Annotated in this window: 6 protein-coding genes; all 6 read left to right on the top strand. The window is 45.2% G+C overall.

Annotated features, from left to right (window positions below; translation table 11 throughout):
- Positions 1–87 precede the first annotated feature (87 nt).
- The 6 genes from F6K54_RS11735 to F6K54_RS11710 all read left to right on the top strand — a co-directional run bounded on the left by F6K54_RS11735 (position 88) and on the right by F6K54_RS11710 (position 15,078).
- On the top strand, positions 88–2,454 hold the full coding sequence (locus F6K54_RS11735) for an RHS repeat domain-containing protein (protein WP_293077628.1): 2,367 nt from the start codon (positions 88–90) through the stop codon (positions 2,452–2,454).
- A 19-nt stretch (positions 2,455–2,473) separates the two neighbouring features.
- On the top strand, positions 2,474–3,112 hold the full coding sequence (locus tag F6K54_RS11730) for a hypothetical protein (RefSeq protein ID WP_293077626.1): 639 nt from the start codon (positions 2,474–2,476) through the stop codon (positions 3,110–3,112).
- 176 nt (positions 3,113–3,288) lie between these two features.
- Positions 3,289–3,417: a hypothetical protein gene (locus F6K54_RS11725; protein WP_293077624.1), complete on the top strand. Its 129-nt coding sequence runs from the start codon at positions 3,289–3,291 to the stop codon at positions 3,415–3,417.
- Complete coding sequence (locus tag F6K54_RS11720; RefSeq protein ID WP_293077622.1) at positions 3,410–3,826, top strand: XisH family protein; 417 nt, start codon at positions 3,410–3,412, stop codon at positions 3,824–3,826. The genes F6K54_RS11725 and F6K54_RS11720 overlap by 8 nt, the downstream gene beginning before the upstream one ends.
- Positions 3,814–4,149 (top strand): XisI protein, encoded by a 336-nt coding sequence (locus F6K54_RS11715; protein ID WP_293077620.1) that lies wholly within the window; start codon positions 3,814–3,816, stop codon positions 4,147–4,149. Before F6K54_RS11720 ends, F6K54_RS11715 begins: the two co-directional genes overlap by 13 nt.
- A 990-nt stretch (positions 4,150–5,139) precedes the next feature.
- Entirely contained in the window at positions 5,140–15,078 is a 9,939-nt protein-coding gene (locus tag F6K54_RS11710; protein ID WP_293077618.1) for a neuraminidase-like domain-containing protein, read from the top strand.
- Positions 15,079–16,677 lie beyond the last annotated feature (1,599 nt).

The following is a 16,677-nucleotide window of genomic DNA, read 5'->3' as shown; positions in this document are numbered from 1 at the left end:
TAGGCCATTATCAATGCGGCCTGCAATCAACTGGAGCCGGAAGTTTTTACCAGTCGCACCCAGTACGATGGACTAAACCGTCCGGTGATGATGGTGACGCCTCATAACAATGCCACTCGCCCCAATGTGATTCAGCCAAGGTATAACGAGGCGAATTTGCTGGAGCAGGTGAATGTGTGGTTACGACAGGCCAATGCTCCCAATGATTTGCTCGACCCGGATACGGCTGATATGAATGCGGTGGTCAATATTGACTACAACGCCAAGGGGCAGCGGGTGTTGATTGAGTATGGCAATCAGGCTACAACCAGGTATGAGTATGACCGAGAGACGTTTCGGTTGGCGCGATTGCTGACGATTCGGCCTGAGTTTGGGGAGAACGAGAATCAGAGTGTTCAGGATCTGAGTTATACCTACGATCCAGTGGGCAATATCACCCATATTTTTGATCATGCGGATATCCAAAATACGATATTTTTCCGCAATCAGCGGGTCGAACCGAGTTCCAGCTATGAGTATGATGCGCTGTATCGTCTGATTAAGGCGACGGGAAGAGAACATTTGGGTCAAACGGGTGGAAATCTGAGTCCACCGCGTCAGACTGACCATGATGATGTGTTTCGGACGAATTTAGCTCATCCCCATGATGGCAATGCCATGGGGAACTACACTGAGCGCTATGACTATGACTCGGTAGGCAATATTCTTGAGATGGTGCATCAGGCTATGAGTGGGACTTGGACGCGCCACTATGCTTATGATGAGGCTAGTTTAATTGAGCCAGATAAGGTTAGTAATAGGCTAAGTAGCACGAGTTTGCCAGGAGATAATCCCCAGGGACCTTATAGTGCGACCTATGAGTATGACGAGCATGGCAATATGACCCGGATGCCCCATTTGCCTTTAATGCAGTGGGATTATCAGGATCGCTTACAGGCAACCGCAAGACAGGTTCGGAATGATGGTGGAACACCAGAGATTACCTACTATGTCTACGATGCCAACGGTCAGCGGATTCGCAAAGTGACTGAACGGCAGGCTGGTGAGGAGCTTACTCCTGCTCGGATGAAGGAACGAATTTATTTGGGAGATTTTGAAGTTTATCGGGAATATGATGGGAATGGTCATGTTATTTCTCTAGAAAGGGAATCACTGCATCTTGTGGATGAGCAAAAACGTATTGCATTACTGGAAACTCGTACACGAGGCAATGATGGTTCGCCTGCCCAGTTTCTGCGATATCAGCTTAACAACCATCTTGGTTCTGCTTCCTTAGAACTTGACAAAACGGCAAGAATTCTGAGCTATGAGGAATATTATTCTTTTGGAGGAACGGCCTACCAATCAGTCCCAAGGGATCGCGAAGTTCCCTTAAAGCGCTATCGATACTCTGGCAAGGAGAGAGATAGCGAAAGTGGTTTGTATTATTATGGTGCAAGATACTATGCATCATGGCTATGTAGGTGGCTGAGTTGCGATCCATCAGAGTTAGAAGACGGACCTAACTTGTATGTTTATGTAGCGAACAATCCAATACGGTTTTGGGATTCCTATGGAGAATTTATTGAATCGGCTTGGGATGTTATAAGTCTTGGTGCAGGTGTAGTATCCTTCGTTCAGAATGTCCGAGAAGGTAATGTTGGTGCAGCTATTCTTGATGGGGCTGGAATTGTATTAGATGCTGTAGCTTTAGCAGTTCCTGGAGTCCCAGGAGGTGCAGGAGCAGGAATTAAAGCATATAGAGCTGCTGATACGGCTGTTGATGCTGTTCAAACTGTTAGACAAGTAGATCGAGTGACCGATGCCGCAAGAAATGTAAGGCAGGCAGAGCGAGCCACTGAGACAGTAAGACAAACAGAACGAGTCACTGAAACGGTTAGTTCTGGTAGACAAGCTGCACCAACAAGAAACCCCTCACCAGAAACACCTTCTCGTCCTCGTCAATCTTCTAACTCCCCATCTTCTAACTCCCCATCTTCTAACTCCTCAAGACAGAATGGACAAAATGCTGAGGCGACTCCGAGAAATCAGCCGACAGCCAAGACATGGCGGCAGCACGAAGCCCAAGTGACAGAAAATCTAGCCGCTCAAAATCCCGGAACTCAGATCGGCAGCCAAGTTACTTTAGATGTAACTGGACCGAATGGGCAAACAACCACGATACGAATTGACAATATCTTTCGAGATAAGAATCGAAATTACCAACTTGTTGATGCTAAATTTAGTGAAGCGACTGACCTCGCAAACCCAACTACCAACTTAAGAAATACATTAACTCCAAATCAGAGGGAAGCCTATCCGTGGATCTCTAGTGGACAACCTGTAACGGTAACTCCAAGGGGTGCAAATGCAGAGAAGGCAGGGCTAGAGCTTGGTCTTCCAATCACTGTTAATCCTAACGTTCAGATTCACGTCAATTCGCCCAAAGGAATAGTAGTTCGTAACTTTGAGTAAAACCCAAAAGAGTAAATAGATGAAAAAGAAAGAAGTTAGAGACTTGATTTACAGCAAACTAAATGAAGTACTTAGCAATAAGGGCTTTCGTTTGAAAAAAAGCCGAGAATGCTTTGTTCGGTCTTTTACGGGAGGCCACCAGCATATCAGCATTTCAATTATAGACTACCGACCTGAGTTCATTTTTTCGCTGACCATGGCCATACGATTAGATGCTGTCGAACAGATTTTCCACCTCTTTTCGGGTTCTCTATCTAACTATCAGGCTTTGAGCACAACAACTTTGACCCAACTTGATTATTTCACCGAAGGTCAAGTTAAAGAATACAAGATATCCACAGAAACAGAAATTCTAACGGCACTGGAGAAGCTATCGAAAATTATCATAGAAAGGATTATTCCATTCTTTGATAAACATTGTGATATTTATTCTGTGGAAGCAGGAGTGAATTCTAAATCGTTGATCGGCTTCGATAGTACTCAGTTTCCTTCAGGAGCTATGCATGCCGTTATTTTGGCGCACTTGGCAGGTAACCCGAACTTCGAGGAGCTAGTTGGGCAATTTCAAGACGCAACGAGGAATTTCCCAGAAGGAGAGAAAGACAAGTTTAACCAACTGGTTGTGTATCTCAGAAATTATTCGTCTCACAGCAAATAAACGACCAATATAAAGTGAGACCGCCGATCTCGTAGGTTGGGTTAGCGATAGCGTAACCCAACACCAAAACATCCCAAACTTTACCACTATTTATTAATACAATGCTAACCAAACTCAAACCCAAAATACGAAAGAAAATTAACGAGATAGAACTATATACCTTAAAGGATAAATTCATGAATATTCAGCTTATTGAATCTTTAGCCAATGTCATCCAAGCTCTTTCTCCTGAAAAACGAGAGTTATTAACTGACAGGAAAATTAACATTTCTGCTCATTTTTACAATAGAGAAGTCTATGCCTAAAAAAGACATTTACCACGATACCGTGAAGACTGCTCTACTTAAAGATGGGTGGACAATTACCCACGATCCATTGAAGTTGGAAATTGGCAAGAAAGAACTCTTCATTGACCTTGGTGCAGAGCAGCTTATTGGTGCAGCTAGAGCAGAACAAAAAATTGCTGTAGAAATAAAAAGCTTTATTGGTCGCTCTGATATTGACGATCTCGAAAAGGCTCTAGGACAGTACACACTTTACTACGATGTCCTAGAAGACCTTGAGCCAGATAGAGAGCTATATCTTGCTATCAAGGATCTAGTATTCTCTAATCTATTTGAAGAACCAATTGGGCAAGTATTACTACGTAAGAAAAGGCTGAAACTTATTGTCTTCAACCCTACTCAGGAGGTCATATCACGATGGATTCCCTAGAACGCCAACAAACCATTATTCAAAAAGTTCTCACAGATTATGCCGCAATTCCCTATGCCAATCTGGATCTAAAGACCCAAACCATCTTTGACCTTAAGAATAATCACTACCTATTGGTTAACGTTGGTTGGCAAGGACAACAATATGTATATACCTGCATTGTTCATGTCGATATTATTAATGACAAAGTTTGGATTCAGCTAGATAACACCGAAGCTGGAATTGCTCTGGATTTAGAAGAAGCTGGCATCCTCCCTGAGCAAATTGTTCTTGGCTTTCGAGAACCTGAATTACGCCAATATACAGGCTATGCGGTTCCTTAAATTACTTCGGTGTATAACTGATCTATCCCGATTTTGTAGGTTAGGCTGAGGCAACGTTAGCGCCAGCTTATCCGTTAGGATAAACCCAACATTCTCAATACCTCAAAAATCACTTAAAGCACCTAAAAACTCAAAGGAGAATTATGAAATTTACCCCAAAATCTGAAATGAAAAACTTATATCGTGTTCGGATAATCACTTAGTGCGATTGCCGATCTTGTAGTAGTAGACTGACACAGCTAAAACTGTAGGTTGGGTTGAACAGCAGTGTTATATCATGTTCGGTTGAATAGTTATGATTAGGATATAGATGGAAGAAATACCTCAAACCCTTGAGATTGCTTCCTTCCACTCCGTTCCAGTCGCAATGACTTTATAGTTAGTGTTTATCCAAACATGATATTAGCGGAGCTTCCCGGAGGGAAACCCAACAAAAGCTTACTACTGTTGGGTTTCGTCCCTCAACCCAACCTACGTCTCTTGCAATCAAAGGAGAATTATGAAATTTACCCCAAAATCTGAAATGAAAAACTTATATCGTGTTCGGATGATCACTTAGTTGCGATCGCCGATCTTGTAGTGGATTGACACAGCTAAAATGGTGCGTTATATCATGTCCGGATGAACAGGTATAAATAAATTAGGAAAAAGTCACGAATCAGGAGATCCCCCCTAACCCCCCTTGAGAAGGGGGGAACTGGAAGTCCCCCTTTTTAAGGGGGATTTAGGGGGATCGATAATTGATGTATTTCACCCTTACTAAAAACTGCTATATAAGGAGGAGCAAGCTTTTTTTATCACTAATTATCCGGACATAATATTACAACAGATTGTCAAATACCTTTCACAGTCTAAAATTTAGCCATCTAACTGAGCATACAATTTTGCACTAAATTAAGTGTGTCACTCCAATAGCTTGGGTTACGCTCTTGCTAACCCAACACCAAAACATTCCAAACATTACCACTATTTACTAAAGGAGATTCTGTAATGCCATCCCTACTAATCATTCGCTTACACCCAGTTGAACCAGTCACTGCTGATGAATTTACCAATTACCTGAATGGGCTATCCATTACAGCCCACGAAATATCATTCAACGATCCAGATGGTAGCGGAGCTGCTTTTGGCACCGCTAATTATATCGCACCAACTTTACCCCCATCCCCCTCTCCAGATCCTGCTCCTGTACCTAACCCCAACACTCGCATAGTCCAGCACTTTGAAATTAATGGTACGCCACCTAATGCTGTGAGGGAGTTTTTCGCCATAGCCACTGCTGTTATTGAAATCCCCGATCCTCCAGGAGGTCAAGAGTACCGCACTGCCGATGTGCGTTTAGCGATCGCCCGCAATGGCAATGATATTGTACACAATCAGGTGTATTATAATATTCCAGTCCGAGCAGGTGCGTTGCCGATTTCTCCTAATCTGTTTACAACATATCCAGAAACAAGCCTACATTTGGCTCTACCCTCCTCTAATCAAAGTAGTCCGACCTCCTCTAATCAAAGTAGTCCGATTGATATCTTGCCAGAGGATGGCGCAGCACCGAATTTTACTACTCTAAGAACAGAAGTAGAGAATGTGCTGAATGCTGACCCTGGCAACCAGGCAAACATTACTAATCTGACCATCGAACAGTGCCGTCACATTGCCTATGAAATTATTTGGGACCGCGAGGCTTACCCACTTCCAGTACCAAAACGCTCCTTAGAGGCAATCTACACTGGTCCCCAAGCTGCCAATAGTGATGATGAACGCGATCGCGTAATTTTTGAGGGCGATATACTCACATACTACACTACCCACAATCTTGAAGCTGATCGCCTCACGAACTTTATATTCTCGCTATCGGCAGCTATTTGGTGCGAAGAAAAAAGCACACTAGCTACACAAGTGGGATACCATTTTCCGGTATTAACCAACCCTCCTAAAGGAGAAGCAAAAGTCATTCTCAAAGCTTCAAGAACTGCTTTTGATCCAGCTTTTGAGGTTCCGGCAGACTACTTTTATGCCCTCACAGCTATTCTGCCACCGCAGGTAAACCGAGAACAGCGTTTCAAGATGGTAGCAGTAGATGCCGAAGAAGAAATTATCAACAATATTGAGGCTGCGATCGATAATCGGACACTGACTGAACCAGCCGGAGTAAATCGTTTCCAGGCAGCGCGACGACTGCGAGCTTTGGGTTCTGCCAGCGAAATTGGCATACCAGAGTGTGTTATTACTCCAGATACTCCGGTAGATGGACTTGTCAGCGATTGGTTGGGTTTCGATGGGGCCGATATCAATGCCTTTTGGGGGGCACTATCTCCAGAGAATACTACTGGGCATTTAGATTTAGTCCTTTGCGCCATTACCAAAGATCATGCACCCTTAGTAGATGCCATCAAAGCTCCTCCTATTCCTCCCCCTCCTATTCCTAACTTTGGTGCGGCTGTTACTAATGTGAACGAGCTGGCTGCGAAAAATAACGAACATTGGGAGGCTTTGCTGAATCTGGACTCAGCACTGCTTCCTGAATTTACCAAACCCGGTACAACTGAAGACCGCACTCAAGCTTTCCTTCGGCACCTGCGTAAGTTTTTTGATGTTGCTAATGTATTCGCTTCTCCCCCTGCGCCAACGAGTGATGCAGTTCCTCTGCTCAGTCGTTCACCTGGTAATCCATTAGACCTATTGTTGGCTAATTATCCAGGTGGGTTCTCGTTCAGTGGATGGGATGCAACCGTTCTGGCAAATACTTTGAATGGCATTTTCCCTGGCGATCCAAAAACACAACAGCAATTCATTGAGTGGTTAACCTGCATTCAGGGTGTCGTTAATCTGACAAATGGGATTGCACCGCCCGAAATCCAATTCTCAGTCATGGAAGCTCTGTGGGCGCGAGGTTTTATAAATGCTGAGAGGATTGAAGGATTTTCATTTCAAGACTTTAAGGAAGCTTTAGTCGGTTCAGTAGCTTACGACTACGCTCAAACTATTTGGGATAATGCTCAATTGTTTTTTGTACCGGATGAAACGAGAACGGCTGAGTTTAAATCTGTCAACCCAGATGGTTCCCTAGTCAATTGTATCCCCCCTGCTCATTTATCTCCACTGGGGCCAGTCGCATACCTCCATGAATTACTAAAGGTATCTCCAGAATCTACCTGCGATAACCCGTTACCGGAAAATGCCAATCAAACTTTAGCGACTCTGATAGCAGAGCGTCGGGGACCTTTGGGCGAACTGTTAGCAACCAAAGCTAATTTGGAAGTACCGTTACCCCTAATCGATCAGGTTAATGAATCGTTGGAACACATGGTTGCTAACGATGCCACTTCTGGGATGATTCATAACACCGCTAGCGACATGGTAGGAGGTCATAAATTAACTTCAACCTCCAGTCCTGATGGCGCTTTCCAACACAAACCAGAGATACTTGTCGAGGTATTACCCGAACACTCGACACCTGCTGTACCCACTGCCGAACAAACTGCCTACGATAAATTAAAGAACGATTTCTCCTCTTGCCTGCTTCCCTATTCACAGCCGTTAGATGTGGCACGCACTTATTTAGAGCAATTAGGCACAAGTCGATTTGCTACCATGCGTCGCTTCCGCAAGGAGATTACCGAATTTGTACTCGATCCCACCAATGAAACTGCCGAATTTCAAAGTCATCTGTGGCGCTATCCAGTTCGGATTGAAACAGCGATCGAGTACCTCAAAATAACGCCTGAAGAATACAATATTTTATCCCCAGTCACTACTGGGGAGGAAGACAGGGTAAATATTCTATTACACACCATATATGGGTTTGTTACGGAATTGGAAGATGAGACATCATGGACTGAGATTGTTGCCCATGTATCCGAATTCCTGAAGCGTACTTGCCTGAGTTATTGTGAGTTTATCGAGTTATGGAAATCTGAGTTTGTAAGATTTAGCTTAAAAAATCATCGAGAAGAAGGATTTCCAGAGTGCGAACCTTGCTGTTTAGACAAGTACATCATCGAATTTGATGACCCTGAAAACCCTCTAGAAGCTCTCACACGGTTGGCAATTTTTATCCGCCTGTGGCAGAAATTGCAGGCAGTACCAAACGCTGGATACACATTTACAGAACTCAGTGATATCTGTAACGTACTTGGTTTGTTTGAAGGTGGAAACGTCAATCCAGATTTTATCCGACAGTTGGTTGCCTTCCAAATGTTCCGCGATGATTTTCAACTGTCCCTGACTGACGGCACATTGCCTGCTCCTGGTGCGACTGGTGCTGAACGACTCCACTTACTATCATTTTGGGTTCCAGGGGCAACCAAGGGGAACTGGGCAGTAGAACACTTACTTTACCAAATCCAGCAATATGCCATCAATACCCTTCACTGTGGTTGCCGGGAGCCAGAGTTTATCAAACTGCTGAGGCAAAACCTGAATCCTCTGTCAGCATTGGCAGGTTTTGACCCCAACACCCCCACCGATACCTGGGATGCTAAACCAACTCATACCCTACGTTTTGCCGAAATATTGGCAAAAATTTATGCTTCCGAATTTCAAGTTGGTGAGCTGCTGTTCCTGTTCACCAATGAGGAACATTTACAAGGTGACGATCCCTTTCCCTTGCAAACAGTCAACGAAGCAAAAGACTCACCACTGGGTTTGCCGGACGATCAAGACCAGAATTCACTCTGGGCTTTACGGAGAAAACTGATGGCGGTTGAGGTGAGCGCTGAATCGGCAGAACAGTGGAGCTGGCAGCGGATGGAAACTGTCCTCCGAGAAGAGTTTGGCTTTGTTCCCCCTGCTGTTAATAATACTTGGCTTTCACTAGGACAGCATTTCTTCCCATCGGTATTATCGGGTAGCGGTATTGCAGTTAGCACTGCACAGCGACAATACCGAGTTTCGCTACCACTGCCAACTCCCACTTTAATGTGGAATACACCACCAGAAGGACCATTCCGTTACGATGAGACTGCGGAGGAATTGTGGACACAAATTCCCCTCACCGATGAAGCTGTGTTGGCTAAACTCAGCCGTATCCGTCAACTGTCTCCATCTGAGCAAAGTGCTGTGCGCGATCTCTACTTTCTACCCCGTGTAGACTTGGCACATTTTGCTTTTCTCTTTAACAACTTTGGGGAAGCGGAAGAACGTTTAATTCAGGAATCGGATGAAATGGTTCGTTGGAAGTGGTTCCAGCAAGAGTTCGATCGCTTTTACCAACGTTGCCAGATCGTTGCCGAGCATTTAGCAGTCCACGTCGTTGATGCCACCTGCAGTCCAAATCCAGAAAGCACAGATTTAGCAAAACTGTTGCTGAAAAATCTGTGGGCTGACGAGAATTTGGCAACCGCCTCCTGGGAAAATGACAACGGTCAAACACCTGCTATCACCTTGCAGCCACAACCTAATGGGGGAGCATTTGCTGCCTTGTTAGGACTAACTGGAACCGGAATGGTTGCGGAATACTTTGATTCATTCCAAACCATTCGCTGGCGGGAATTACGCGGTGGCGTGGATGCTTTCGGTAGGGAAGAAAACGCCTGGAATGCTCCGATTCCCACGATCCTACCTTCAATGGATTTCACCTTCTCACCAGAGCAATTGCGTTTTGCAGCCGTGCGCAATGGATTTGCGATGGCAAATACAGATGGCTCCATGTTAGGCGGTGCTGAACCTTTCACCCTTAAGTGGCAGGGATTATTGCTGATTGAACAGGAAGGTAAGTATGGATTTAGTGCTGGTGCCCCCACTCCAGCAGGAGAAGTACCTGACTTTGACAACGTGGATCAATCCCACCGTTGGCGCATAATTCTGAAACGCGGTCAGAAAACCTGGGTGTTACTCGCCCATGACTGGCCTCACGAAGAAGCTCCACCTGCTTGTTCAACTCCTATCACTTTGAAAAAGGGGTTTTATGAGTTAAAAATCGAGCTGGAGCGCAAACCGTTCTTCTTTGATGGACCTGAAGATGTTTGTCCTCAGACAACTGGGTTTCAACTCAAGTATAACGGACCGGATGCTGGCGCAGATTGGTTGGCTATTCCCTATGATAAACTGTTCCAAGAGCAGAAAAACGCAACTTTACTAAATGGTATTCAGTTGCCTGATGCAGTGCAAGCGCAGAATTTTCTGAACATCCATTACAGCAGTTCCGTGCGCGACATTCGGCGTACCTACCAGCGTGCGTTCAAAGCTATGCTGTTTGTCAGTCGCCTCCATCTCTCCGCACAACCAATTTCTGATGATGGGCGATCGGAACTAGGCTATATGCTTGCACATCCTGTTAACTTTGCTGGACAGTCATACTACCGTAGTGGTGACTCATTTGTAACCCACAAAGCCAACTTCGATCCCAACTTCTTACCTGTACTCGACAATTATTTCATGCCACCGATAGCACAAGACCAGCGCGTGGCTCCTACCCCTCAACGTCAGCAGGCTATGTTCGATTGGTGGGAACGACTGTTTGACTATACAGTGATGCGTCGCGAAACTAAACGCGCCCCAGAACAACCAGCATGGCTACTGTTCCACGAATCAGCAGAACTACACCCAGATCATCCTGCTAATTTAGTGCGCCACCTGGGTATTGATCTACGGCACAACACCTTAGTGCTGCAATATTATCTGGATTATCTGGTTACATCTACCGATTTAGAAGATGATCGTTGGGCTGTACGGGTTTGGCAGTCAGAGAAGTGGATTCGTGTATTATTGAAACGTTTTTATCCACAGGACATTCGCGAGGCTCGCCCCGATATCTGGGCATCTAATGACCCCTCCGCACTAGAAACTGCTTTTGGGACGACCGAATCCGGTAACGCAAACCTAACTCAGTTTTATCGTAATGGCTGCATTGAAAACGGTGAACCACGTCGCTACAAAGAAGTTAAACACTTAAATGACGGGCTTCGACTACGGGGACGTGCAGCATTGGTGGCTTACCTAACCCACATGAACCGTGTTCCTCTTCCCTGGGGTGGGTTTGCCACCGAAGCCAAACACCTGAGCGAACTGCTATTGCAAGATGTGGAAGTGGGGCTGTGCCAAAAAGCCAGTCGTATTGAGGAAGCTGTCAGTGCTATTCATCTGTTTATCCAACGGGCTCGATTAGGACTGGAACCTGAGTTCGCGGTCTCGCCAGACTTTATTCTAGTTTGGGAGCGGCACTTTACCACCTTCCGCGATTGGGAAGCCTGCCAACGGCGACTCATTTATCGGGAAAACTGGGTAGAATGGGACGAATTGCAAGCAGCGAAGCAAACAGAAGCATTCCAATTTTTAGAATCTGAACTGCGTCGCGCTGCCCTAACCATGCCAGTACCTGGAGGAATGACTTATTGGAACAATTTACGCCCACCTACCCATCCAGGAATTACTCTCCTCCAACACCGCGAACCTGCAACCATCCAACCTCTCGATCAGGCAAGGGATGGACTAAGCTTGATGGGTACATCCGATCGCCAGGCGCGCCCGAACTTGTTGACTCCCTTAAATATTTCCGCTCAGGAACAACCCTCTGGTAACCAACCCAATGAACTGTCAAACGAACGACCTAATGAACCCATCCTTATTTCCCTTCCTAACCGCCAACAATCCAACATTGCTGATTTACCAATGTGGCTGCAAGCAGCTGTCCGGTTGGGCACAAAATTTATCAGGGTAGCAGCAGCAAGTATACCACCAGCAACTACAACTTTTGAACCAAAGTGTGGTGTCTCGGAATCCTCTGACTGCTGTAATGTCTGCGATAATGTGCATCCGGCGATCATAGATGAATATTACTTCTGGATTGAAGAAAGCCGATACTACGATGCCAAAGAATACGATGCCAAAGAAGATGCCATAGAACAAATAGCTGAATGGGGGGCGACCGCAGATAATCCTCAGACTGATTGGCATCGTGCCGAAAAACTACCTGGCTTATTATACTGGAAGTCAAAACCAATGGTGCATCTGCGTTGGTGTCGCTTTTATAATGGTGAATTCCAGCAACCTCGACAATCTTATGAAGGAGTCCGTATTAGCGGAGGTGCTACACCAGAATTGAAATTTGCAGGACGTAGTGGCGACTCCCTTAACTTTGAGGTGACTGGTGGTGAAGTTCCTGTTGGCTATACACCTCCACCACCATCGGGTTTCCGTTATGACCTTGCTCTTGATGAAGCTGTTGTTGTACCGCAAGTAGTGACTCCACCAGCTTCAACTCCCGTGGGCGGTTTAACAGCATTTCCCTTCTTTGCTTGGTTCGATCCGGGTGCACCATTATTACCGCCTTCAATGTTCAGTTCAGCCATCACAGTGGCAGGTCATTTGCGGGCACATTGCCACTTTGAGGCAGCCTTGAAATGGTACGAACTGGTGTACAACCCATTGCTGAGTGATAATACCTGGCATATTTGCCCAGATGAAGGCACCGAGATTCCAGTAACAGCGCCGAGCGAAGCAGTAGTTATTTCACAAACCGAAGAATGTTGCTGTCCCAGTGACGAAGTTTCCGATGCCAAGGTGAAGGAACGGGCAATTATGCTGCACTACCTGGATACCCTTATGCAATGGGGTGATGCCCTGATGCGCAAAAACACGCCAGAGGCATTCCAACAAGCCCGCTTAATTTTTGACACGGCGACTAAAATTCTGGGAACTACCCCGATTACTGTGTTGACAAAAGACCAAGGGTTAGAAGTATCAACGGTTGCTACCTTTAAACCTGAATGTGCCCCTATCAATTCACGACTGATGTGCCTCTATACCAGCGTCAGCGATCGTCTGGCATTAATTCATACCTGCCTGAACGCAGAGCGTTTGACAAACAGTCGTCCGAACCTAAATATGCCTTATTTTGGCAATAACGACATTCGGGAATCCTGGAAAACCACCCGTGAAATTTGTGCTGATGAAGGGGACTGGTGCTTGCCTCAAAGTTCCTATCGTTTCATGACCTTAGTTCAAAAAGCACTGGAAATGGCAAGGGATGTGCAAGGCTTTGGCGGTGCTTTGCTGGCTGCCTATGAAAAAGGTGATGGTGAGTATCTGTCCACTATGCGTGCTATGCACGAGCGGCAGTTGCTTAATCTAGGGTTAGAAGTTCGACAAAATCAATGGCGAGAGGCAGACTGGCAAGTACAAGCTCTGCGAAAGACCAAGGAAATTACTCAAACGCGCTTGCAGTACTATCAAAATCTGATTATTAATGGCTTGAACGCTGGAGAATCACAGTACGAACCCCTAACTATTACTTCTAATGCACTTAGGGCTGCTGGCAATATTTCCCAAGCAATTCGTCAGACAATGAATATGACTCCCGATCCTTATGTAGGCTTCCCTAGCAATTTTGTTAAACTTCCACCTGGGGAGAAGTTGAGCATGATTTTTGCGGCAGCTAGCACCATCTCTAATACAGTAGCAGACATTACCAGCACAGTTGCTTCCCTTGGACTAACAAAAGCTGGCTGGGAACGTCGTGAAGAAGAATGGGAGCATCAAGTAGACGTACTCACTATCGAAGTTGAGCAAGTTGAACGTCAAATTCTTGCTGCCGAACGACGGCGTGATATTGCCATGCACGAATTGAATAACCACCAGCAGCAAATGGAAAATGCTACAGAAGTAAACGACTTCCTGCGCGACAAGTTTACTAACCATGCACTCTATCTCTGGATGCAGCAAGAAACTGCAGCAATGCATTATCAAATGTATGAATTGGCATTGCAATGCGCCCGACAAGCCCAACGTGCCTTCAACTTTGAACGAGGACACACTGCCCGACAGTTCATTCCAGCAGAGATTTGGAACAACCTTCACGAAGGACTCCTATCTGGCGAGCGGCTACAATTAGCCCTCCGCCACATGGAAAAGGCTTACTATGATGAAAACGTTCGTGAGTATGAGCTAACCAAACATATTTCTCTACGGTTGCACTTTCCGAGCGCCTTCCTGCAACTAAAAACTACAGGCTATTGCGAGATTGAAATTCCTGAATGGTTGTTCGATCTTGACTATCCAGGTCATTATATGCGACGAATTAAAAACGTAACAATGACAATTCCTTGTGTGGTGGGACCATACACCGGAGTTCACTGTCGCCTGACTTTGCTGAGTAGTAAGACTCGCGTAGAGCCACGCCTGATAGAGCCACCTCATACCTGTTGTGACAACGAAAGCTGGAAAAATGGCTATCCGGCAATGCCTGACGATCCACGCATTGTATCCATGTATGCAGCAACAGAAGCGATCGCCACTTCCACTGGACAAAATGACTCCGGGATGTTTGAACTCAACTTCCGCGATGAACGCTATCTGCCATTTGAATTTTCTGGTGCAGTGAGTCGCTGGCGGATAGAACTGCCCTTAGAAAACAACCATTTCGACATGGAAACCCTAAGTGATGTAGTACTGCACCTGAACTTCATGGCTCGCGAAGGTGGAGAAAATCTTCGCCAAGCAGCTAACGAATGTGCACAGCAAAATCTGCCTGGTGCAGGTGTGCGTTTCTTTGATGTGAAGCGTGAGCTTCCGGAAGCCTGGCATTCATTTGTTGGCACTGCGTCTAATGTTGCAGGCAACAAGCAATTGGGGATTCGGCTTAGTCGGGATATGTTCCCGTATTTGACTGGAAACAAAAGGATAGGTGTCCAACGGCTAGAAATCTTTTTTGAAGCTCCTGGAGCCGATCCTAGCGCACACCACATTGTTGAGTTTTGGGTAGGACAGCGCATGGGTAAAATCAAGGAGGAAAAATGCGACTGCGATGTGCATAGCATTGCCTGTGTAGCCGATGCTAAGTGGCCAAACCTTTTCCATGGTGTGTTGGAAATTGACTTTGAAGCACTCTGTAATTCTGGAACTCAAGACTTAGGAGTGTTCATATTTCCAGGAGATGTTGGTGCAATTACAGACACCTATTTGTTCTGTGGGTACAAAATGCTGGGGTAGGTTCATCAATTGATAATTAATAATTAATAATTAGGGTTTGCTGAAAAAGTATTATGAGTGAGGGTAGGAGACAACCCACCCCTCGCCCCTCCGGTGGAGGGCAGGGCTGTTTCATTCTCAATAGACACGGGGACACGGAGACACACCAGACACGGGGATAGAGGCTTTTAATTTATGATTAAATTGACTTTTCACCATTTTAGTCAGAGCAAAAGGGACGTTATTGGCGCTCAAAATCAGCCAATTTTGGTAAATTTTGCGATTCTTTGATCCCCATTACTCCTATTCTCCCGCTCATCGTTAACTTGCGATACTTTGAAATAGCCCTGCTCCCAGGAGGGGGAGACAGGAGGAACGGGGAATTTATAGGGGGTAGAAGTAAGAATTTTCCAAAGATTGTCTTGCCCAACTATGCGCCTAAAATACTAACTTTTTAAGCGTTTTAGACTAAAACAGGCGCACTTTTTTCTACCCTAAAAAGGCCAATACCAATATCAGTAAATGCTTTGATATTTAATCAGCAAGCCCTAATTACCTCTGGCTAAAACCGTTACGGAATTGAATATAAGGAAATCTGATTTCTTCTCTTGGTCGATTGGATATGGCGAGGTCTCCTTGCCATCCCTCGACCGCTTTTTTTCTCCTTAAAAGGAGAGGCTTTATATCATGTTCGGATAATTAGTGATAAAAAACTTTCTCCTTCTTTTCTTCTTTCTTCCCTCCTGAATTCTGTTTGCGTAGCATGACCTAGGAAATTCTGAATTCTGAATTCTGAGTAGTTTATTTATAACTGTTCAACCGAACATAATATTACACATTATTTTTTGTATACCTTTTCGCTTACTGCACTTTGAGCTGGACATTGTAAATACCTAAGCACTCATTCCTATATTCCCTATTCTCTATTGCCTGTTGCTAGATGAGCTGTTGCCTACAGCGCTTTTCAAATTGATGAACCACATCGCCATAAGCAAAACCCAGTAGGGACGTTCCATGGAACGTCCCTACTGTGGTCTACCCAAATGAAAACCGCTGTAAGGGAATAGCAGAAAATAAATTATCCCAATTTTTGTACTTAGATCGTTAACTAGCTACTCTCTACTTTCTTACTTTTTCAATTTCTTCTCTACTGCCTACTCCCTACTCCCTTACTTTCATAGCTAATAGACATCTCCAAAAATAAAAAATAAAATCAATTATCGTACATAAATTATCAATTGTTCCCCTCCCCTCCACCGGAGCAGGGCTGTTTCAAAGTATTGTAGATTAAAGATGAGCGGGAGAACGGGAGTAATGGGCATTGTGGAACAGTGAAATTTGCCAAAATTTGCCGATTTTGAGCGCCAATAAGCATCCCTTTTACTCTAACTAAAATGGTGAAAAGTCAACTTTTAATCATAAATTAAAAGCCCTCATCCCCGTGTCTCCGTGTCTCCGTGTCTCCGTGTCCCCGTGTCCCCGTGTCCCCGTGTCTATCGAGAATGAAACAGCCCTGCCCTCCACCGGAGGGGCTAGGGGTGGGTTCCCTGTTCCCAGCTCCGGTGTTCCCTCTTTTCTGGAGATGTCTAATGGGATAGTTTTTTATTTGGAAGTCCCTAA

The organism is Okeania sp. SIO3B5 (assembly GCF_010692555.1).
Classification (GTDB): domain Bacteria; phylum Cyanobacteriota; class Cyanobacteriia; order Cyanobacteriales; family Microcoleaceae; genus Okeania.
The sequence above is the reverse complement of the archived record's forward strand: the minus strand, read 5'-3'. Positions and strand labels throughout refer to the sequence as shown.